A 22,109-nucleotide genomic window follows, 5' to 3' on the forward strand; every position below is an offset into this window, starting at 1 on the left:
GGTCTCAGCCTAACATCCTTTGTTTCGCCTGCCACCCCCGCCTTCCGTCATCCCACCGAACGGAATCACCATTCCGTGCCGCCCCGTGACGGGACCACCCCGCCCGGACGCCGGGCGGGGTTGCGCAGAATGTGGGCATGGAGCGGCAGCAACGCCCTTCCCCCCCGGCGGTGAAGCCCCTATAAAGGGCGCTCGCAACGACATGCCGCCTCTTCCCGCCCACCGGCGGAAGGGGCTTTTCTGCTGACCAAACGTCCGATCAAGCGAGCCGCCATGCCCAAGCGCACAGACATCAAGTCCATCTGCATCATCGGCGCGGGGCCGATCGTCATCGGCCAGGCCTGCGAATTCGATTATTCGGGCGTCCAGGCGTGCAAGGCGCTGCGGGAAGAAGGCTACCGGGTGATCCTGGTCAACTCCAACCCCGCCACCATCATGACCGACCCCGGCCTGGCCGACGCCACCTATGTGGAGCCGATCACGCCCGCGGTGGTCGCCAAGATCCTGGAAAAGGAACGCCCCGACGCGCTGCTGCCCACCATGGGCGGCCAGACGGCGCTGAACACCGCCATGGCGCTGTCGGACGACGGCACGCTGGAACGGCTGGGCATCGAGATGATCGGCGCCAAGCGCGACGTCATCGCCAAGGCCGAGGACCGCATCCTCTTCCGCGACGCCATGGACAAGATCGGGCTGGAAAGCCCGCGCTCGCGCCTGATCCGCACGCTGGACGAGGCCATGGACGCGCTGTCGTTCGTGGGCCTGCCCGCCATCATCCGCCCCAGCTTCACGCTGGCCGGCACCGGCGGCGGCATCGCCTATAACCGGCAGGAGTTCGAGGACATCGTGCGCGGCGGCCTGCGCGCCTCCCCGGTCGGCGAGGTGCTGATCGAGGAATCGGTGCTGGGCTGGAAGGAGTACGAGATGGAAGTGGTCCGCGACAAGGCGGACAACTGCATCATCATCTGCTCCATCGAAAACATCGACCCGATGGGCGTGCACACCGGCGACAGCATCACCGTGGCCCCGGCCCTGACGCTGACCGACAAAGAATACCAGATCATGCGCAACGCCTCGATCGCGGTGTTGCGCGAGATCGGGGTGGAAACCGGCGGGTCGAACGTGCAGTTCGCCGTCAACCCCGAGAACGGCCGCCTGATCGTCATCGAGATGAACCCGCGCGTCAGCCGCTCCTCGGCGCTGGCGTCCAAGGCCACCGGCTTCCCCATCGCCAAGATCGCCGCCAAGCTCGCCATCGGCTACACGCTGGACGAGCTGGACAACGACATCACCGGCGTGACCCCGGCCAGCTTCGAACCGACCATCGACTATGTGGTCACGAAGATGCCCCGCTTCACGTTCGAGAAGTTCCCCGGTGCGGAACCGCTGCTCACCACCTCGATGAAGTCGGTGGGCGAGGCGATGTCCATCGGCCGCACCTTCGCCGAATCGGTGCAGAAGGCGCTGCGCTCCATGGAAACCGGCCTGACCGGCTTCAACGAGCTGGCGATCGGCGGACTGGACAACCCCGATCCCGCCGCCATCCGCGGCGCGCTGGCCAAGCCCACGCCCGACCGTCTGCTGGTGATCGCCCAGGCGTTCCGCCACGGCTTCTCGGTCGCCGACGTGCAGCAGGCGTCCAAGTACGATCCCTGGTTCCTGGAGCAGATCAAGGCCATCGTCGATACGGAAGCCGGCGTGCGCGCCAACGGCCTGCCCACCGACGTCAAGGGCTGGCTGGCGCTGAAGCAGATGGGCATGAGCGATGCCCGTCTGGCCGAGCTGGCCGGCACGACGGAGGGTGCGGTGGCCGAGGCCCGCCGTGCCGCCGGGGTCAAGCCGGTGTTCAAGCGCATCGACACCTGTGCCGCCGAGTTCGCCTCGCGCACGCCCTACATGTATTCCACCTATGAAACCGACGGCAGCGGTCAGGCCGAGTGCGAGTCCGACCCCAGCGACCGGCGCAAGGTGGTGATCCTGGGCGGCGGTCCCAACCGCATCGGCCAGGGCATCGAGTTCGATTACTGCTGCGTCCATGCCGTCTACGCCCTGCAGGAAGCCGGGATCGAGGCGATCATGGTCAACTGCAACCCCGAAACCGTCTCCACCGACTACGACACCGCCGACCGGCTCTATTTCGAGCCGCTGACGGCGGAGGACGTGGTGGAACTGGTGCGGGTGGAACAGAGCCGCGGCACCCTGCTGGGCTGCATCGTGCAGTTCGGCGGCCAGACCCCGCTGAAGCTGGCCGACAGCCTGGAAAAGGCCGGCATCCCGATCCTGGGCACCTCGCCCGACGCCATCGACCTGGCCGAGGACCGCGAGCGGTTCCAGAAGCTGCTGCACCACCTGGGCCTGAAACAGCCGGCCAACGGGCTGGCCCGTTCGCTGGAAGAGGCCGAGGCGGTCGCCGCCCTGGTGGGCTTCCCCGTCGTGATCCGACCGTCCTATGTGCTGGGCGGTCGGGCGATGGAGATCGTCCACGACATGGCGGGCCTGCGCCGCTACATCGCCACGGCGGTGAAGGTGTCGGGCAAGAACCCGGTGCTGATCGACAGCTACCTCCAGGACGCCATCGAGGTGGACGTGGACGTGGTGGCGGATTCCGCCGGCGGCGTCTATGTGGCCGGCGTGATGGAGCACATCGAGGAGGCCGGCATCCATTCCGGCGATTCGGCCTGCGCCCTGCCGCCCTATTCCCTGCCCGCCGACGTGATCGCCGAGATCAACCGCCAGGGCGAGGCGCTGGCCCGGGCGCTGCACGTGGTCGGGCTGATGAACGTGCAGTTCGCGGTCAAGGACGGCGTGGTTTACATCCTTGAGGTGAACCCGCGGGCGTCGCGCACCGTGCCGTTCGTCGCCAAGGCCACCGGCACCGCCATCGCCAAGATCGCCGCCCGCGTGATGGCGGGTGAGAAGCTGAGCGACTTCAAGCTCAACGGCCCGACCCCGCCGCACACCGCGGTGAAGGAGGCCGTGTTCCCCTTCGCCCGCTTCCCCGGCGTCGATACCCTGCTGGGGCCGGAAATGAAGTCCACCGGCGAGGTGATGGGTCTGGACCGCACCTTCGCGCTGGCCTTCGCCAAGGCGCAGCTGGGGGCCGGCGTCACCCTGCCGCTGGAAGGCACCGTGTTCATCTCGGTGAAGGACCGCGACAAGGCCAACCTGTTCCCGGCGGCACAGAAGCTGGCCGACATGGGCTTCCGCCTGCTGGCCACCAGCGGCACGGCGCGGTTCCTGAAGGACAAGGGCCTGCCGGTGGAGACGGTGAACAAGGTGGTGGAGGGTCAGCCCCACATCGTGGACGCCATGATCAACGGCGACGTCCAGCTTGTGTTCAACACCACCGAAGGCGCCCAGGCGCTGGCGGACAGCTTCAGCCTGCGCCGCACGGCGCTGACGTACAACATTCCGTACTACACCACGGTGGCCGGTGCGCGGGCGGCGGTGGAGTCAATTGCCGCACTGAAGAACGGCAGCCTTGAAGTTGCGCCGTTGCAGTCGTACCTTAGCGGATCGTACTAAGAACGTGAGACGGCGCGGCGGCCTTCCACCGCGCCGTAACTTTCTTACGCGCAGCTTTGGCTTGGTGATGGGCAGACCATGGAAAAAGTCCCTATGACTGCGGCGGGTTTCAACCGCCTCCAGGAGGAATTGAAGAACCTGAAGACCGTCGAGCGGCCGAACGTGATCAAAGCGATTGCGGAAGCCCGCGAGCATGGCGATCTGTCGGAAAATGCCGAATATCATGCGGCCCGCGAGCGTCAGAGCTTCATCGAAGGCCGTGTTCTGGAGCTTGAGGACAAGATCAGCCGGGCGGAGGTGATCGACCCCGCCAAGCTGTCCGGCGACACCGTGAAGTTCGGCGCCACCATCACACTGGCCGACGAGGATACGGACGAGGAGTCCACCTATCAGATCGTCGGCCAGGACGAGAGCGACATCAAGAACGGCTTCCTGTCGATCCAGTCGCCGCTGGCCCGCGCCCTGATCGGCAAGTCGGTCGGCGACAGCGTGGAAGTGGCCACCCCCGGCGGCTCCAAACTGTACGAAGTCGTCAAGGTGGTCTTCCGCTAAGACCTCCTCCCACGCCAAACGCGTTATCCCATACCGCCGCCTCCCCCAACGGGACGCGGCGGTTTCTTTTTGTTCGGGGTTTGGGGGATATTCACTGTGCAGTGAATATGGATTTTTTACCGAATATGCGGTATAAACGGCTTATTCACTGCGCAGCAAATAAGCATGGAAAACCGAACAAGCGACGCACTCATCCAGGGGTTGGCCACAGCCTTGGGCGAGATCACGGACAAGGCTCCCGTTGTCGTAACGTCTGCGCAGACCCGTGATGCGTATCAGGATGCCGTCATCACCCTGAGCGTGGATAGCACACCCTATCGGCTTGCCATTGCGGTCAAGCGGTCAATTTTCCCCCGCGATGCTCGCGAAATAGCCTGGAAACTCAAGTATTTCTCCACCCAGAGCGATGCCTCCCCCCATGACACCATTCCCGTCGTCGTGGCAGAAACGCTGTCGCCCGGTGCCCGCGATGCCCTCCGCGCCGAACGGGTCGGCTATTTCGATGCCAGTGGAAGCCTGTTCCTGGCGGCCAAGGGGCTTTACCTGCGGATCGACAGGCCGGCGTTGAAAACACAATCCCGCACGCTGAACAACCTGTTCACTGGCCAGCGTGCCCAGGTTTTGCACGCCGTATGGCTCACCGGACGGGAATGGTTCGGCGTCCATGACATCGCCGCGCGGGCCGGCGTGTCGCCCGCTACCGCCTCGGAAACCCTGACGGCGCTGGAGCGGCGGACATGGGTCGAGGCGCGGGGGGCCGGTCCATCGAAAGAACGCCGCCTGACCGACCCACGCGCTCTGCTCGACGGCTGGGCGGCCTATCAGGGATCGGTCAAATCGAAGACTGTGCGCCACTATTATATCCGTACGGCCACGCCGGCGGACCTGCAGCGCCGGATCAATCGGGCGTGCGGGATCGAAAATGTTCCTTATGAACTGGCCGGGATCTCTGCCGGACAGATTCACACTCCCTACCTATCCAGCGTTTCACAGGTCTTTTGCCGGATTCCCGCGGGCCAGGGAATGCAGGCGGTGCTAGCAGGGCGCGGAAAAAGGCTATGCCCGGCTGGCCGGTCGTGATTCTCTCATTTCGTAGAGAATGAGGCCGGCGAGGGGGCGATGCGGGGTTCGGACGAACGCAGCGAGGGTCTGTTCAGCTACGTGAGCTGTGAGGCTCGGGTTCCGGCCAACCACCCGTTGCGGGCGATCCGGGCCATCGTGGATGAAGCGCTGGAGGTGATGTCGCCAGCCTTCGAGGGTCTGTACTCGAAGATCGGGCGGCCGTCGATCGCACCGGAGAAGCTGCTGCGGGCGCTGCTGCTCCAGGCCTTCTACTCGGTGCGCTCGGAACGCCAGTTGATGGAGCAGCTTGATTACAACCTGCTGTTCCGCTGGTTCGTCGGGCTGTCGATGGACGCCCCGGTGTGGGACGTGACGGTCTTCACCAAGAACCGTGAGCGTTTGCTGGCGGGGGATGTGGCGGCCACGTTCCTGGCCACCGTGCTGGATCAGCCGCGGGTCAAGGCGCTGCTGTCGGACGAGCACTTCTCGGTGGACGGCACGCTGATCGAGGCGTGGGCCAGCGTGAAGAGCTTCCGGCCCAAAGATGGCAGCGGTGAGCCGCCGGGGCCGGGCCGCAACGGCGAGCGCGACTTTCACGGTGAGAAACGGTCCAACGAAACGCATGCCTCCACAACCGATCCCGAGGCGCGTCTCTACCGCAAGGGCAACGGGCAGCCGGCGAAGCTGGCCTTCATGGGCCACGCGCTGATGGAGAACCGCCATGCTCTGGTGGTGGATGTCCGGCTGACGGCGGCTACGGGCTTGGCCGAACGCGAGGCGGCGGTGTCGATGGTCGAGGCCATCTCCGGCTGCCACCGCATCACGCTGGGCGCCGACAAGGCTTACGACACCAAGGATTTCGTGGCGAACATGCGCCGCCTGGGCGCCACCCCGCACGTTGCCCAGAACACCAGCAACCGCCGCTCAGCCATTGATGGCCGGACCACCCGTCACCCCGGCTATGCCGTGTCCTTGCGCATCCGCAAGCGGATCGAGGAGGTCTTCGGCTGGATCAAGGGGGCGGGGCTGCGCAAGACCCGTCACCGCGGCACCGCCCGCGTCGGTTGGATGTTCACGCTGACTGCCGCCGCCTATAACCTGATCCGTCTGCCCAAGCTGCTGACAACGGCATAATCATCCCGGAGTCCGCCTGAATGGCGGCTCCAGGAGCCTGAGGGCGCGGAAAAAGGCGCCATCCAGACCAAAACAGGCCCCGAAAACACCATTTCCAAGCTTCAGCGGAGACAATGCCACCGCATCGGTCCGTTTTTCCGCGCCCTGCTAGAGGGCATCGGCGCACGGCCCGTAAAAGAAGGCTGGAATCTCGGTGTTCACGAGGCGAAGCCGGGCGATACGCTGCGGTTTCGTCAAAGCATCGACGGCCTGTGGGTCGCCGATCCGCTGCAAACCTACCTGGACCTGCTGCACGCGGGTGGCCGCGCCAAGGAGTTGGCAGAGCATCTGCGTGCCGAGACGTTGGAGACGTGATGACCAAGCCACAGTTCCTCACCGGCTACGATCCCACGGTCACCTATGAATGCGAACGGGTGCTGGTCACGCTTTTCAGTGGTCTCGGGCCATGGCGCGAGTCCGTGTTCCTCGTGGGCGGCTTGACGCCACGCTATCTGGTGGCGGCCCGGCCACCGGCGGTCCCGGCCCATGCCGGCACCGGCGATATTGATGTGGTCGTGGATCTTGCCGTTCTCGCCGATACCGAAGCCTACCGGACGCTTGAGGACAACATCAAACGCATGGGGTTCGAGCGGGCGGAAAACCACAAGGGCATCAAGGTCAATTGGCGCTGGAAGGCCAGGACCGAACAGGGGATCTCGGTCATTCTGGAGTTCCTGGCCGACGACCCGGCTTTGAAGGGCGGAGCGCTGTAGGAACTGCCGACCGACGGCAACATCTCCGCCGTCAACATTCCGCACGCATCGCTCGTCTTCGATCTTCACGACAAACGAGAGGTGACCGCCGAGCTTCTCGGGCAAAGGGGACGCGCAACCGAAACCATCCCGTTCGCAAACATAGTGTCGTTCACCTGCCTGAAAGCGTTTGCGTTCGATCATCGCCGTGAAGGGAAGGACGCTCACGACCTCGTTTACTGCCTGGAACACGGCGATGGCGGCCTGGACGGTGCACGTGCCGCCTTTCAGCAGGCTTTGACCGGGAAGCACGCCGACACCATCCGCACAGCGCTGGCGATCCTGTCGAAACGCTTTTGCGATCCAAACCCGGATGACGGCTACCGCCGCGAAGGCCCCGTCGCCACCGCCCGGTTCGAGATCGACGGCGACGATGACGACGCCGACATCCAGAACCAACGGGTGCTGCGGCAGCGCGTGGTGAGCGAGGTCATAGCCGGCCTCCTCAAAAACCTGTCCCCCACACCATAACGCTCACCCCACCGGCACCCGCACCACGAACACGCCCCCGCCGGTGGACGGCACCGCCGCCGCCGTGCCGCCATGAGCCGCCGCCAGACTGCGCACGATGGACAGCCCAAGCCCGGTGCCGCCGCTGGCCCGCGCAGTCGTGAAGAACGGGTCGAACAGACGGGCGGCGTTGGCAGGCGACACGCCGGGGCCGTCGTCGGTCACCGTCAGCACCGCCTCCTCCCCCTCCCGCCGCAGGGTGACGGTGACGTGCGGACATGGGCCGGCGTGCTGGCGGGCGTTGTCGAACAGATTGACCAGAATGGTTTCCAGCGCCTCCGCCCCCATGGGCAGGGTCAGGCCGGGGGCGCAGTCCACCGTCACCCCCATGCCCGGCGCACCGTACCGCCCGGCCAGCCGGGCCAGCAGCGGGGCCGGGTCGGTGGCGGCCTCCCCCGGTCCGCCGGTCATCACGTCGGCGCGGGCCAGATCCAGCAGACGGCGCACCAGATGGGACAGGCGGCGGGCGTCGGCGTCCAGATTGGACAGGAACCGTTCACGCTCGTCCGCCGTCATGCCGTCCAGATGGTCGCGCAGCAGTTCCACCGTGCCGCTGATGGAGGCCAGCGGCGTCTTGAACTCGTGGGACACATGGGCGGCGAAATCGCGGATGTAGTCGGCCCGCCGTTCCAGCGTCACCGCCATGCGGGCCAGGGCGTGGGACAGATCGTCCACCTCCCGCACCGGGGGGATCAGGGTGGGGGGCGGGGGGGTGAGGGTTTCCCGCGCCCCCTCGGCGATGGCGATGGCGCGGCGGGTGACGGCGCGCAGGGGCCGGGCGATGGCCGCGGCCCCCAGCGCCGCCAGCCCCCCCACCGCCCCCAGCACCACCGCCGCCAGCCCGGCCAGATGCCAGCGCTTGCCGTACAGGGTTTCCGCCAGGGCGCGCGGGGTGCGCGACAGCAGCACGGCGCCGATCACCCGCCCCTCTTCCAGCACGGGGGTGGCGACGAAGACACGCAGGGCGCTGGGACGGTCGAAGACGGCGGCAAGGCCCGATACCGCCGGCCCCTTGGCCCGCAGGCGCAGCACGCTCACCGCCTCCCCCGCCAGGGCGCGGGCCACTTCTTCCTGATGGACCATGGAGACGGGGGCCGTGGCCTCGCCGGTGGCGGCCACCACCACGCCGGTGCGGTCCAGCACCCGCATGCCGGCGAGCGTGGTCCGTTGCGCCTCCCTCAGCACGCCGCCCAGCGCCGCTCCGGCCTGCACCGACACCGGGTCCGCCGGAGCCGGGGCCGGCAGCGGGTCGGGCGGTGGCGGCAGGATGGGGTCGGCGGCCAGATCCAGGGCGGCGAAGCGGGGCGTCCACGGGCCGTCGAAGCCGGGGGGATGCAGGGTGCTGTCGCCGGCGGCCCGCTCGCTGCCGTCCAGCCGGCCGCCCGCGGCCAGCCAGCCGGTGCGATAGACGGCGGCGATCACCGCCGACTGCGCGATCAGTTCCGATTCCGTCTGGCGGATCAGCGCGCTTTCATAGAGCCGCAGCACCCACAGCCCGCTCAAAGGCACCAGCAGGGCCGCCACCGCCAGCGCCAGCAGCGCCGACCCGATGGAGGGGCGCCAGCCGCGGCGCTCCGGCCTCACCGGCACTCCGACAGCTTGTAACCCAGGCCGTGGACCGTCTCCACCGGGGTGCCGCCGGCGGCGTGGAACTTGGCGCGCACCCGGCGGATGTGGCTGTCCACCGTGCGGTCGCTGACATAGTGGTTCAGGGCGTAGGCCCCGTCCATCAGCGCATCCCGTGTCATCACCCGGCCGGGCCGCTCGGCCAGGGTGCGCAGCAGGGCGAATTCGGTAACGGTCAGCACCACCTCCGCCGTGTCCCAAAAGGCACGGAAGCCGTCCAGGTCCAGCCGCAGCCGGTTGTGGCGGATCTCGGCGGGCGGCAGCGGGGATGGGACGGCAGCGGGCGGCGGATCGGGCGGGGCCGCGCGGCGCAGCACCGCCTTGACCCGCGCCACCAGTTCGCGGGGGGAAAAGGGCTTGGTCACGTAATCGTCGCCGCCCAGTTCCAGCCCCAGCACCCGGTCGATCTCGTCGTCGCGCGACGACAGGAAGATGATCGGCACCCGCCCGTCGCGGCGCAGGCGGCGGCACACCTCGGTCCCGTCCATCTCCGGCATCATGATGTCCAGCAGGATGAGGTCGGGGGCGGTGGTCTGGGCCATCTCCAGCCCCTGGCGCCCGTCGCCGGCCTCCACCACCGCAAACCCCTCGCGCGTCAGGGCGAAGCGCACGATGTCGCGGATGTGGGCGTCGTCGTCGATCAGCAGGATGGAAGCCATGGGGGAAGCACCGCAACCGGACAGCGGGGCGGCAGTGTAGCCGAAGCCCTGCACCATTTCTGCACAGACTTTCCCCGCCGCCTGCACCGCCCCGCCATCGCGGCGGCACCGCGGCGGCCCAGGATGGGCCTCAGACGATCCCGACCCGGAGTTCCACCCATGACAGCGAGCCCCACCCCACGGCCCCGCCCGCGCCCGACGGTGCTGTTCACCACCCGCGCCGCGCTGGACCCCGCCACCGCGCGGCGCTACGGCGTATCCGCCGCCGAATCCACCCTGTGGCGCCGCTGGCTGGACGCGCGGCTCAGCCGCCTGCTGCGCCGTTCAGGGCTGGAGGGCACGCGATGAGCCCCCCCGATGCCCCCATGCCCGCCACGCCCCGGCCCCCCGCCCCGTCCCTGCTGGGATGGAAGAAGGCGCTGTGGCTGGGGTGCCTGCTGGCCGGCGCCGCCATCGCCAGCGAGATGGTCACCGACATCGCGCGGGAACGGACCAGTTATCAGGAGGAGGCGCGCCAGAGCATCGCCGGCAAATGGGGCGGCAGCCAGGGGCTGTCGGTGCCCCGCCTGTACGTCCCCGTCCGGCTGACCAACGGCACGTCCAGCCACATCCGCGTCGATGCGGGCAACGTGGCCATGGACGTCACGCTGAAGCCGCAGGAAAAACGCTCCGGCGTCTTCTCCTCGGTGGTCTACACGGCGGAGGCGGAGATCACCGGCACCTTCACCATCGACCCCGACACCATCCTGCATTCCCCCGCCGAGGGGGTGGCGGCCATCCATTGGGACGAGGCGTTCCTGGCGATCCACGCCCAGCGCCGTGACGACGGCATCAAAGCCGCCCCCGTGGTGTGGGACGGACGGCCTCTGCCCTGGCGGCCCATGAGGACCGAGGCGAAGCGCGAAACGCCAAGCGCGTGCCCGAACGCGGCCACCATCATCAGCCCGCTGGCCCTGACCACCCCGGCGGACGGCACGCCCCACAGCTTCCGCACCCACGTCAGCTTCCGCGGGTCGGACACGGTGTCGGTGGCGTTCGGGGCGGCGCAGGGGACGGTGCGGGTGACATCCCCGTGGCACTCCCTGGGCTTCACCGGCACGCGGTCCCCCGACACGGTGACCCGCACCGACGACGGCACCACGGCGGAATGGTCCACCCGCTGGGCCGCCGCCCCGGACGGCGAGGCCGCCGGCACCGACGAAGGGCCGAGGCTGGTCCGGGAGGAGCTTTTCCGCCCCGCCCCCTGCCTGAGCGGCCCCGCGTACGGCGCCCGGCTGGTGGTGGACGTGCCCGATTACCGCAAGGTGGAGCGCACGTCGAAATACGCCCTGCTGTTCGTCGGGCTGGGGATGGCGGCCTATCTGCTGTTCGAGATCCTGGCGCGGGTGCGCATCCACGAGCTGCAATACACGCTGCTGACCGCATCGCTGGTGCTGTTCCCGCTGCTGCTGCTGGCGGCGGCGGACGTGACGGGGTACGGCATCGCCTTTCTGCTCAGCGCGGCGGCGGTGCTGGCGCAGGCGGGGCTCTACACCCTGTCGGTCACCCGGCGGGCGGGGCTGACGGCGGTGTTCACCGCCATGCTGGCCGGGGTGTTCGCGCTGCTGTTCATCCTGCCGTCCATGGAAACCCACGCGCTGCAAACCGGGGCGGTGGTGCTGTTCCTGGTGCTGTCGGCGCTGATGGCGGTGACCCAGCGCTGTCTGGGCCGCACGCCGCCGGGCTGAGAAACGGTCACATCCGATCCACGCATACGGGGGGACGCGCACAAGACGGTTCCCCCCACGGCGGTTCTGTGCCACATGAATGGGTCCGGTAACGGCCCGGCAGTGAACCGACCAACGGCTGGCATCGAAGCGTGTTTTCTCTGTTCTCCTCCTCATCCCGCTCCCCCTCTCCCGCCACGGACGATCCGGCGCTGGACGTGCTGCGCAGCGTGTTCGGCTACGACCGCTTCCGCGGGCAGCAGGCCGAGATCATCGGCCACGTCATCGGCGGCGGCGACGCGCTGGTGCTGATGCCAACGGGCGGGGGCAAATCACTGTGCTATCAGGTGCCGGCCCTGGTACGCGAGGGCGTGACGGTGGTGGTGTCGCCGCTCATCGCGCTGATGCGCGATCAGGTGACGGCGCTCAGGCAGTTGGGGGTGCGGGCGGCGTTCCTCAACTCCTCCCTCTCGCTGTCGGAATCCCGCGCGGTGGAACGGGCGGTCGCCAACGGCGAGCTGGATCTGGTCTATGTGGCGCCGGAACGGCTGGTCACCCCGCGCTTTCTGGAATTGCTGGAGCGCACGCCCATCGCCCTGTTCGCGCTGGACGAGGCCCATTGCGTCAGCCAGTGGGGCCATGATTTCCGGCCTGAATATCTCCAGCTTTCGATTCTGCACGAACGCTTCCCCGCCGTTCCCCGCATCGCGCTGACCGCCACCGCCGACGCCCAGACCCGCGCGGAAATCGCCGAAAAGCTGAATTTGGGCGATGCGCGGGTGTTCATCTCGTCGTTCGACCGGCCCAACATCACCTACCGCGTGGTGCCCAAGAACAACGAGCGCCAGCAGCTTCTGGCCTTCCTCACGGACAACCACGAGGAGGACGCGGGCATCGTCTATTGCCTGTCGCGGGCCAAGGTGGAAGAGGTGGCGGAGTGGCTGAACGCCCATGGGCGCGAGGCCCTGCCCTATCACGCCGGTCTGCCGGCGGAGGTGCGGGAGGCCAACCAGGACCGCTTCATCAAGAGCGAAGGTCTGGTGATGGTGGCGACCGTCGCGTTTGGCATGGGCATCGACAAGCCCAACGTGCGCTTCGTGGCGCACCTGGACCTGCCCAAGAGCCTGGAGGCCTATTACCAGGAAACCGGGCGCGCCGGGCGCGACGGGCTGCCGGCCAACGCCTGGATGAGCTACGGCATGTCCGACGTGGTGGTGCTGCGCCAGATGCTGGAGCAGTCGGAGGCTGGCGACGCCCACCGCCGGGTCGAGCGCGGCAAGCTGGAAGCCATGCTGGGCTTCTGCGAAACCGCCGCCTGCCGCCGGCAGGTGCTGCTGAACTATTTCGGCGAGCGGATGCCCGAGCCGTGCGGCAACTGCGACACCTGCCAGGAGCCGGTGGAGACCTGGGACGGCACGGTGGCGGCGCAAAAGGCGCTGGCCGCCGTCTACCGCACCGGCCAGCGCTATGGCGCCGGCCACCTGATCGACGTGCTGCTGGGCAAGGCCACCGACAAGGTGGTGCAGCAGGGCCACGACACGCTGAAGACCTTCGGCGTCGGCAAGGATCTGTCCAAGGGGGAATGGCAGTCGGTGTTCCGCCAGCTGGTGGCCGGCGGCTATCTGACCGTGGATCTGGAGGGGTACGGCGGCTTCCGCCTGACCGATGCCGGGGTGCCGGTGGCCAAGGGCCAGCAGACCGTGCGCCTGCGCCGCGACCCCGAGGCGAAGAAGCGCCGCACCACCGACGCGCTGCGCCGCGGGACCGCCAAGCGCGGCGGCCCGTCCGCCGGCCCGTCGCGCAGCCCCAGCGGCCTGGACCCGGCGGACGACGCGCTGTGGCACGCGCTGCGCGCCTGCCGGCTGGAACTGGCCCGCGACCAGGGGGTGCCACCCTATGTCATCTTCCACGACAGCACGCTGCTGGCGATGGTGGAGGAACGCCCGCTGGACCGCCGCGACTTCGCCCGCCTGGCCGGCGTGGGCACGCGCAAGCTGGACCTCTACGCCGACTCGTTCCTTGAGGTCATTCACAAGTATGCGTGAGGGGGCTTACCCCGCCGCGAACAGATAGCCGCCGATGCCCAGCGCCGCCAGCAGCGCCAGCAGGACCACGGCGCCGATCTTGTGCTGGAGGTGGTCCACCGCCGCCCAGGCGGCGAAATCGCCGGTTTCGGCATGGCGCAGGCGGCGGAGCACCAGCCCCACGCACACCGCGTTGGCGGAAATGGCCAGCAGGCCGAACCCGATCTTCACCGCCAGCAGCGGGGTGACCGGCACATGGGCCGCCATCAGCCCGCCGGTTACGAGAACGCCCAGGAAGGCCGGGATCTCGATCCACCTGTCGGTGGTCCAGTGCAGGGCCGACACGAAACGGCGCATGGCCGGGCTGGTATCGATGGAATGCTCGTACACAGCCTCCACCAGAATGCAGCCGAGCCACACGGATACACCGACAATGTGGAGAAAAAGAAGCAACGTCATGCTTTTCGGCCCAGGCAAAGATCGTGATGCAGCGATCTGCCTGGAATAACCGCCCGCTCCGACCTCGTAAAGACAACCAAAAGCCGCAGCCCCGCCTACGCCGCCACGCCCGCGGCGATGTCGCGCACCACGGCGCCGCCGACCAGATCGTCGGGGTCCAGGCGCTTCAGGTGGGCCAAGGCCTCGCCCGCCAGATCGTTTTCGTTCCGGCGCAGGCGGATGAAGGCCAGCGCCTTCAACGTATAGAGCGCGAAGCGGGCCGCCGGGGTGCCGGTCCAGTCCTGCATCGCCGGCGTCCACGACCGCCAGTCGGCGGGCAGGCCGCATTGCCGCGCCGCCTCCGCCAGCCCGCCGTGGGCGGCGTCCAGCGCCGCGTCCAGGTTGCGCTGATAGGTGTGGATCTTGTACAGGCAGAAATAGACCGGCAATTGGTCCGGCGCCATCGCCAGCGCCCGGCGGAACAGGCCGTCGGCGGCGGGGCGGTCCTCGAAATAGGCCAGAACCCCCTGTTGCAGGATGGCGTTGACCTCTTCGGCCAAGGGACCGAAGTCGATCAGATCCTCGTCCAGCACACCGGCGGCCATATCCGTCACCCCTCTCAGCAATCCGTTCATCAAATCTATCATGCTGCGGCGCACACCGACAATGGGTCGGTGCGGCGATCACGCCCCCTGACTTTTGGCGCTTTGACGTGACGTATGCGTCATGATGAAATGCGCGCAACGGCGCAACCAAAGCGCCATCAAAGCTCAAGGGGAGTGAAACGCATGTCCGGTTTGTTGCCCGGCCTGATGATGTCGATGCCGCTGCTGGTGACTTCGGCGCTGCGCCACGCCGCCCACTATCACGGCGATGTGGAGGTGGTGACCCGCACGGTGGAAGGGCCGATCCACCGCAGCACCTATGCCGAGGTGTGGGCGCGCGCCCAGCGGCTGGCCAACGCCCTGGCGGCACTCGGGCTGCAGCCCGGCGACCGGGTGGGAACGCTGGCCTGGAACACCCAGCGGCATATGGAGGTCTATTACGGCGTGTCGGGGTCGGGGATGGTGTGCCACACCGTCAACCCGCGCCTGTTCCCCGACCAGATCGCCTATATCATCAACCACGCGCAGGACGCGGTGCTGTTCACCGACCTGACCTTCGTGCCGCTGCTGGAGGGGCTGGCCGGCCAGTTGGCCGGCGTGCGCGCCATCGTGGTGATGACCGACGCCGATCACATGCCGGCGTCGGACACGCTCTCCGGCCTGCTGTGCTACGAAACACTGCTGGCGGAACAGCCCGCCGTGTTCGACTGGCCCACGTTCGACGAGAACACGGCGGCCAGCCTCTGCTACACCTCCGGCACCACGGGGCATCCGAAGGGGGTGCTGTACAGCCACCGCTCGTGCATCCTGCACGCCATGGCGGTGTGCCTGCCCGACGTGTTCGCCCTGTCGGCCCGCGACGTGTCGATGCCGGTGGTGCCCATGTTCCACGTCAACGCCTGGGGCTTTCCCTATGCAGCACCCATGGTGGGGGCGAAGCTGGTGCTGCCGGGAGCGAAGATGGACGGCGCCAGCCTGCACGAACTGATCGAAGCCGAGGGCATCACCGCCACCGCGGGCGTGCCCACCGTGTGGATGGCGCTGCTGAACTGGGCGGAGCAGAACGGCAAGTCGCTGGCGCCGCTGAAACGGGTGGTGATCGGCGGATCGGCCTGCCCGCCGGTGATGATCGAGCAGTTCCGTGCCCACGGGGCCGAGGTGCGCCACGCCTGGGGCATGACCGAAACCAGCCCGCTGGGCCTCGCCAACGTGCCCAAACCCAAGCACGACGCCCTGCCGCCCGCCGAACGGCTGGCGATGGAGGCCAAGCAGGGCCGCCCGCTGTTCGGGGTGGAATTCCTGATCGTGGACGCCGACGACAACCCGGTGCCCGCCGACGGCACCAGCTATGGCCGGCTTCTGGTGCGGGGGCCGTGGGTGTGCGCGTCCTATTTCGGGGTGGAATCCAGCCCGGCGCACGAGGCGGTGCCCGGCTGGTTCGAAACCGGCGACGTGGTGACCATGGACGCCGACGGCTACATCCAGATCGTGGACCGCACCAAGGACGTCATCAAGTCGGGCGGCGAGTGGATCAGCTCCATCGACCTGGAGAACATCGCCGTGGCCCACCCCGCGGTGCGCGAAGCGGCGGTGGTGGCCCGCACCGACCCCAAATGGGGTGAACGCCCGCTGCTGGTGGTGGTGCTGAAGGAAGGCCAGACCCTGACCCGCGAGGCCGTGCGCGCCCATTACGAGGGCAAGGCCGCCAAATGGTGCATCCCCGACGATGTGGTGATCGTGGACGACCTGCCCCACACCGCCACGGGCAAGCTGTTGAAGGCCAAGATCCGCACGATGTTCAAGGACTACCAACCCACGGAAGCATAAAGGCACGGGAAGGGCCGGGTGAGGAAAGCACCCGCGCCCTTCCATCAAGCATGGCACATTGCCAACACCCGTCATTCATAATATGATTGCAAAAAGCTTTTGATCAAAAGAGGCAATTATGGACGATATCAATAAGGCGATAAAATTACATGGTAAATATGCAAAAATATTCTCCGCCGGATTCCTTCAAGGATCCTGTGAAGCTGGAATGATCGGATCAATATCGTTAAGCGACTCAACCATATCAATACCTGGATTATCAGAAAATTTTCTTGATAAATATAAGATTTTATTTGAAAAAATAGAGGGATCGCTTTCGAAATACGGAGACACGCTTTTATTTATCCCAGATATAATCAAAAAACATCCAGAATTAAGAGAGTGCTTTTCTATTTTCGAATTGTGGACCCACGAAGCCATCCATGGAATACAAAAGCATTGCTACAAATCTGTTTTCACATTGGTTGATGCTATTCAGTCTATAGAAAAATGGGAGCTTCTTTTATTTTTTTCACACGCTCGAAATGATGGCCGCTGGCAGCTTGAGGGGAGCTTTCTCGACATACTTCATTCTATGGACTCACGTGATGGATCACGAATTGGTGCATTAATTTCAGGAAATTGCGAAATCGTTCTTGAAGCCATTGCAGAAAGAGATAACAATTTAGGTATATTACACCTCATTGAAGGGCAGGCTTTTGTTGCATCACGCTCCGTAGGCGGTTTTCTGGATGAACTCCCCCTGCCAGATAAGCCAATCTACACGAAAGCTTGGACGGAGTTCTTGAAGCATGGCGGGCGCGAATCAACCGTGTTTGTTCTGCTGGTCAGCGCTGCACTACGGTATGGTGACATCAATGACAGCCCCGGCTCGGTCATGGAGCAATTCTACCCTCATCCCGTTGATATATTTAATTTTTTGGTGAAATTTTCCGCCGACTTCGAGAACGCGTCTGAAGAAATACAGAGAAACACTCACCTTGAAAGCAAAGGTTCGGTGAGCCGTTTTTTTGCTCCCAAGCTTTTCACGAGCACGAAAAAAGAAGATTTCGACGCCGCCATCGTCACCAAGCTTCTCAAGCGTATTGCCGAATCCGGGATCGTGCCTGCGGATGCCCCGAGAGACAGCCTGTCCTATGTCCGAAAAACCAAAACCGAGTCGTCGCAGCCCCCCTCGGCCCATGATGACAGAATTTGGTATTATCATTATTGCCGCCGCTGCAACGGCGACGGGCTTTTTTCCCACGTAGACCCCCATTGCGGCACGTGCAGCGGGACAGGAAAGGATTGGGCCGAAGGGGAGGAGGGATATCAATGGCTGCGGGAATCCTACGGCGCCCCTCCCCACCAAGGCGTGTTTCCAAAGCACAATCTTTTCGGCCAACGGATCTTCGGCTCCTATGAGGAGTCAGCCGGCTATGAGGATGAACGCGAGCAGGAGGAAATCGAGGCGAGGCATCACCAGAATGTGAATGCCGCTTTCGATCCTCTGCAAAGAAAAAAATCTCTGGGACCAGAAAAAGAAACCGCTATTGACGTCAATCTTCGATTGGCAAAAATCATCGCATGCGTCCTGGAGCAGATCTACACACGGCTAGCCCCCAGCATGAAGGGCATACTTCCCCGAAACGGGGAAAATGAGATCGCTGACGCGGTTGCAAATGATTATGTAAAAAATTTCCCTGATTTTTATCAAGAAGAAATAATATTGAGATCCATAGCATCTCAATCATTTGTCGCCGATACTTTCGGGTATTTTTTTACGTACATGCAAGAAAATGTTATGGTGAAACCATTCAAGTCAGCGCCACCCATGTCTCATGGTGAATATACATTTCTTCGCCTTTTGCCCGACACTATTAAAAAGGCGCTCATTTTCTATCAATGGAACAATCCGACTATCGATGACGGCCAAGACGATCACGCTGATGAGAACGGCCACGCCGTTGCTCTTTATTGCTGCAGCAAGCATGGGATGATCCCCCTCAGCAGCACCCCATCCGCCATCGCCGACTGCTCTAGCGACGATAGCGTGGGCATGGGATTTAAATCAATTTTCGGCCGATCCTTTAATGATTTCTTCGAATAAGAAGGTCGTATCGCAATGATAAATTATTCTGTGGAGTGGATCGGCTCTTCTGAGGAGAGCTTACCCGACATTCTCGAAAAAAAGATCCGCCACGACCTCCCGACAGGAGGCGCTCTTCACTCCCATCTTGTTTCGACCCCGAAAAAATCTTCTTTTATAGAAGTATTATCGCTGTGGATGGGGTATTCAGGTGTTCCCGACACCATAAGAGACAGCCCTGCTTTCATCACGTTCCTATCCGTGATAACGCTGGCCCTCCTGTCCCCCCGTCACTTCAAGCTTGTCCCTGACAGCGCCGGCGAGGTGTTGGACGTTTTTGAGATGAAAGGATTTGACCGGATATTATCAAAAAAGAAACTTCATGAATACATCAAAGACTACAAAGTCGTCATGGATGGCATACAATTTCTTATTGACAGAAAAATGATCGAGCCTCACGGGGAAAATTACAGACTTCTGGTGACGCCACTGACGAATATCAAAATTAAATTTCTTTAAATTCTTCCTGTTACGGAGACAATGGCACCGCCAGAAAGCCCGTGCGCCCTATCTTCATACCGATATTCTTTCCAGGCAGGGAAAGGGGACCGGATGATCCCGGTCCCCGGCCCCTTTACCAATCCTGCGGGCAGCCGCGGCATTCCTCCATCAGCGTGCCCTGGAAATTGGTGTAGCGCTTCAGCGCCCCGTCCATGTCCACCTGCCGCAGGTTGGCGAAGGTGAACTTGGTTTCCTGCAAATTGGCGTTGACCATGATGGCGCCGACGAAGCGGGCCTTTTCCGCGCGCAGCATCTCCAGATTGGCCGCGGTCAGGTTGGCGCCGCCGAAATTGGCGCCGCCGGCACGGGCGAATTCCAGATTGGCGCCGCGCAGGTCGGCACCGCTGAAATTCGCCCCCTGGATGAAGGCGAGGCTGAGATCCGCCCCTTCCAGATTGGCCCCCGACAGGTTGGCCCCGCGCAGGTTCACATGGCGCAGGTCGGCACGGGCCAGATTGGCGCCGCGCAGGTCGATCCCGCCCATGTCCACGTTCTTCAACGGGCGATGGCGCAGGTCCGCCCCGGCGCACGCCGCCTTCGGCCCCAGCCGGCAGGTAGCGGCCTGAAGCGGGTCCGGCTCCGGCCCCTCGTCGTCATAATCGTCCAGCCCGGCGGCAGCAGCCGCCCCTGCCGTCACCGCCAGCACCAGCGCCGCCATCGCCGCCCACCGGCCCGCAGCATCGGTCATCCACCCCATCGGCGTTCTCCCCGCACTCAATGGAAAGCCCCCGCCCTGACGATCAGGGCGGGGGCCGGGTCTCAGTTCGTGCTCGACACCTTGGTGTCGGACAGCTTGAACACCCAGAACGAACCGCCCTGGGAAACGCGGGTGGTCAGGTCGGCCATGTCGCCGCCCCACAGCGGCACCGCGCCGCCGTACCCCGACGCGATGCCCACATACTGCACCCCGTCCATTTCCCACGTGATGGGGCAGCTCACCACGCCGCTGCCGGTCTGGAACGACCACAGCTCCTTGCCGGTCTTGGCGTCGAACGCCTTCAGATAGCCGTCGCCCGTGCCGGTGAAGACCAGATTGCCCGCCGTGGTCATCACGCCGGCCCACAGGGGCAGTTCTTCCTTATGCTCCCACGCGATCTTGCCGGTCTTGGGGTCCAGGGCGCGCAGGGTGCCCACATGATCGTTGAACAGCTTGTGGATGCGGAAGCCCATGCCCAGATAGGCGGCGCCTTCCTTGTAGTGGACCTGTTCGGTCCAGTAGTCTTCCTTCCAGTGGTTGGCCGGGATGTAGAACAGCCCGGTGTCCTCGCTGTAGGCCATGGGGTTCCAGTTCTTGCCGCCCAGGAACGGCGGGGAGACCTCGACCGCCTTGCCGCGCTCCTGGCCGGGCTCGGGCAGCGGCGGGCGCTGGCCGGCCACTTCGATGGGCCGCCCGGTCTTGGTGTCGAAACCCTTGGCCCAGGTGATGCCGTCCACGAAGGGATAGGCGGCGATCAGCGAGGTGGGCCGGTTGATTTCGCCGCCCGAGGCCGCCAGCTTGTTGCGGTCGGTGATGAAGAAGAAGCCGTTGCGGTCGGCGTGGGCCGCGGCCTTGGTCACCTTGCCCTGGGCGTCCTTGAAATCGAACAGGATCAGCTCGTTGTTGCCCGAGAAGTCCCAGGTGTCGTTGGGCGTGTGCTGGTAGAAGCCCTTCAGTTCGCCCGTGGTGGGATCGACATAGGCCTGGCCCGAGGTGAACAGGCTGTCGCCCGGCGACCGCGCCCAGCCGTTCCACGGCGCGGGATTGCCGGCGCCGATGACGATGGTGTTGGTTTCGGTGTCGAAGGTGGCGCTCTGCCAGGGCGCGCCGCCGCCGTGGTTCCAGGCTTCCACGAACTTGCCGTCCTTGTCGCGCGGCCACGACGGCGCTTCCACGTTGCCGGTGACCGTGCTGTCCTTGCCGTTCAGCCGGCCCATGTGCCCCTCGACCATGGGGCGCATCCAGATTTCCTCGCCGGTGTCGGGATCGCGGGCGAACAGGCGGCCCACCACGCCGAACTCGTCACCCGAGGAGCCGTGGATCAGCAGCACCTTGCCGGTCTTCTGGTCCTTCACGATGGTGGGGGCGCCGGTCATGGTGTAGCCGGCCTTGTGCTCGGCGAACTTCTTGCGCCAGACCACCTTGCCGGTGTCCTTGTTCAGCGCGACGATGGACGCGTCCAGCGTGCCGAGGAACACCTTGTCGCCATAGATCGCCGCACCGCGGTTCACCACGTCGCAGCAGGGGCGGATGTCGTCGGGCAGGCGGTGGGTGTAGGACCACAGCTTGCGTCCGGTCTTCGCGTCCACGGCGAACAGGCGCGAATAGGACGCGGTGATGTAGATCACCCCGTCATGCACCAGCGCCTGGGTTTCCTGGCCGCGCTGCTTTTCGTCGCCGAAGGAGAAGGACCACGCCGGCACCAGCCGCGACACGTTGTCGGCGGAGATCTGCTTCAGCGGGCTGTAGCGCTTGGCGTCCAGCCCCATGCCGTACATCAGCACGTCCTTGGTGGTCTTGGCGTCGTTGGCGATGTCCTCCCACGACACGTTGCCGGCCTGGACGCCCGCCGCCGGCAGGAAGGCCGCCGCGGCGGCGGCAAGCGCCAGCCCGGCAACGGAGCGCCGCAAACGGCGGGGGAAAAGGGTGCTGACGTGGCTTGTCATCGACGTTTCCTCTGTTTTGTCCCGTTCATGCCCCGGTCATGCCACCGGCCAGGGACGCGCGTGCCGTCCGTTCCGCGGGGCCAGAGGCCACGGAACGAGGGAGAAGCCGTGATCGCTGTTGCTGAACGGCCGGCACGCACCGTCCTGATGAAGCCGAAATCATCGGCTTCTCCACACCACCCCTGCATCCACACAATACAGAGGCGGTGAATGGCCGGTTGTTCACCGCGTCTTTCTTTGACGCCGCCATTCAGCATCAGGAAACGCCGCGCAACAATTGGACGTTGGAAGGATGACAAAGCCTCAGAGGGGCAACGTTATTCTTCCTGTCCTGGACGGGAAAAAACGGTAGATCCTCTTGCCCGTCCATCCCGCCCG

18 protein-coding genes are annotated in these 22,109 nt (G+C 65.2%); 12 read left to right on the forward strand and 6 right to left on the reverse strand.

What is annotated here, in order from left to right; translation table 11 throughout:
- Positions 1–273: 273 nt before the first annotated feature.
- From carB to M2352_RS01795, 6 genes are all read left to right on the forward strand, one after another.
- Positions 274–3,525, forward strand: a complete 3,252-nt coding sequence (gene carB, locus M2352_RS01770) for a carbamoyl-phosphate synthase large subunit (protein WP_264662798.1) — start codon at positions 274–276, stop codon at positions 3,523–3,525.
- Positions 3,526–3,603: 78 nt separating this feature from the next.
- Positions 3,604–4,077 (forward strand): transcription elongation factor GreA, encoded by a 474-nt coding sequence (greA, locus tag M2352_RS01775; RefSeq protein WP_264662799.1) that lies wholly within the window; start codon positions 3,604–3,606, stop codon positions 4,075–4,077.
- A 213-nt stretch (positions 4,078–4,290) separates the two neighbouring features.
- A complete protein-coding gene (locus tag M2352_RS01780) occupies positions 4,291–5,157 on the forward strand; it encodes a helix-turn-helix domain-containing protein (protein ID WP_264662800.1) in 867 nt (288 codons plus the stop codon).
- Positions 5,158–5,196: 39 nt separating this feature from the next.
- Positions 5,197–6,273, forward strand: a complete 1,077-nt coding sequence (locus M2352_RS01785; RefSeq protein ID WP_264662801.1) for an IS5 family transposase — start codon at positions 5,197–5,199, stop codon at positions 6,271–6,273.
- Positions 6,274–6,626: 353 nt separating this feature from the next.
- Positions 6,627–7,025, forward strand: a complete 399-nt coding sequence (locus M2352_RS01790) for a hypothetical protein (RefSeq protein ID WP_264662802.1) — start codon at positions 6,627–6,629, stop codon at positions 7,023–7,025.
- An 81-nt stretch (positions 7,026–7,106) separates the two neighbouring features.
- Positions 7,107–7,535, forward strand: a complete 429-nt coding sequence (locus M2352_RS01795; RefSeq protein ID WP_264662803.1) for a hypothetical protein — start codon at positions 7,107–7,109, stop codon at positions 7,533–7,535.
- Between the two features lie 3 nt (positions 7,536–7,538).
- Here the strand turns inward: M2352_RS01795 and M2352_RS01800 are convergent, their stop codons facing one another.
- Both M2352_RS01800 and M2352_RS01805 read right to left on the reverse strand, forming a co-directional pair.
- Entirely contained in the window at positions 7,539–9,158 is a 1,620-nt protein-coding gene (locus M2352_RS01800; protein ID WP_264662804.1) for a sensor histidine kinase, read from the reverse strand.
- Positions 9,155–9,859 carry a response regulator transcription factor gene (locus M2352_RS01805; RefSeq protein WP_264662805.1) on the reverse strand — a complete coding sequence of 235 codons (705 nt, stop codon included), beginning with the start codon at positions 9,857–9,859 and terminating at the stop codon, positions 9,155–9,157. Before M2352_RS01805 ends, M2352_RS01800 begins: the two co-directional genes overlap by 4 nt.
- A 159-nt stretch (positions 9,860–10,018) precedes the next feature.
- On the opposite strand from M2352_RS01805, the gene M2352_RS01810 reads away from it, so the two are divergent.
- The 3 genes from M2352_RS01810 (at position 10,019) to recQ (ending at position 13,610) form a co-directional block, all read left to right on the forward strand.
- A complete protein-coding gene (locus M2352_RS01810; protein ID WP_264662806.1) occupies positions 10,019–10,207 on the forward strand; it encodes a hypothetical protein in 189 nt (62 codons plus the stop codon).
- Positions 10,204–11,586 (forward strand): cell envelope integrity protein CreD, encoded by a 1,383-nt coding sequence (locus M2352_RS01815; RefSeq protein WP_264662807.1) that lies wholly within the window; start codon positions 10,204–10,206, stop codon positions 11,584–11,586. Before M2352_RS01810 ends, M2352_RS01815 begins: the two co-directional genes overlap by 4 nt.
- A 131-nt stretch (positions 11,587–11,717) precedes the next feature.
- A complete protein-coding gene (gene recQ / locus M2352_RS01820) occupies positions 11,718–13,610 on the forward strand; it encodes a DNA helicase RecQ (RefSeq protein ID WP_406567222.1) in 1,893 nt (630 codons plus the stop codon).
- 6 nt (positions 13,611–13,616) lie between these two features.
- On the opposite strand, the gene M2352_RS01825 is transcribed toward recQ, so the two are convergent.
- Together M2352_RS01825 and M2352_RS01830 are read right to left on the reverse strand one after the other, a co-directional pair.
- Positions 13,617–14,048 carry a hypothetical protein gene (locus M2352_RS01825; RefSeq protein ID WP_264662808.1) on the reverse strand — a complete coding sequence of 144 codons (432 nt, stop codon included), beginning with the start codon at positions 14,046–14,048 and terminating at the stop codon, positions 13,617–13,619.
- A gap of 95 nt (positions 14,049–14,143) precedes the next feature.
- On the reverse strand, positions 14,144–14,662 hold the full coding sequence (locus M2352_RS01830) for a hypothetical protein (protein ID WP_264662809.1): 519 nt from the start codon (positions 14,660–14,662) through the stop codon (positions 14,144–14,146).
- A 153-nt stretch (positions 14,663–14,815) separates the two neighbouring features.
- Here M2352_RS01830 and M2352_RS01835 point away from each other — a divergent pair, with 153 nt between their 5' ends.
- From M2352_RS01835 to M2352_RS01845, 3 genes are all read left to right on the forward strand, one after another.
- Entirely contained in the window at positions 14,816–16,459 is a 1,644-nt protein-coding gene (locus M2352_RS01835) for a 3-(methylthio)propionyl-CoA ligase (protein ID WP_319802011.1), read from the forward strand.
- A 118-nt stretch (positions 16,460–16,577) separates the two neighbouring features.
- Positions 16,578–18,548, forward strand: coding sequence for a hypothetical protein (locus tag M2352_RS01840; protein ID WP_264662810.1), 1,971 nt, complete (start codon positions 16,578–16,580; stop codon positions 18,546–18,548).
- Between the two features lie 30 nt (positions 18,549–18,578).
- A complete protein-coding gene (locus M2352_RS01845) occupies positions 18,579–19,046 on the forward strand; it encodes a hypothetical protein (RefSeq protein WP_264662811.1) in 468 nt (155 codons plus the stop codon).
- Positions 19,047–19,161: 115 nt separating this feature from the next.
- Here M2352_RS01845 and M2352_RS01850 read toward each other — a convergent pair whose 3' ends face one another.
- The gene (locus M2352_RS01850; protein ID WP_264662812.1) at positions 19,162–19,776 is read right to left on the reverse strand and encodes a pentapeptide repeat-containing protein; all 615 of its coding nucleotides are present in this window, start codon (positions 19,774–19,776) and stop codon (positions 19,162–19,164) included.
- Between the two features lie 71 nt (positions 19,777–19,847).
- Complete coding sequence (locus M2352_RS01855) at positions 19,848–21,731, reverse strand: methanol/ethanol family PQQ-dependent dehydrogenase (protein WP_264662813.1); 1,884 nt, start codon at positions 21,729–21,731, stop codon at positions 19,848–19,850.
- Positions 21,732–22,109 lie beyond the last annotated feature (378 nt).

The organism is Azospirillum fermentarium (assembly GCF_025961205.1).
GTDB classification, from domain to species: domain Bacteria; phylum Pseudomonadota; class Alphaproteobacteria; order Azospirillales; family Azospirillaceae; genus Azospirillum; species Azospirillum fermentarium.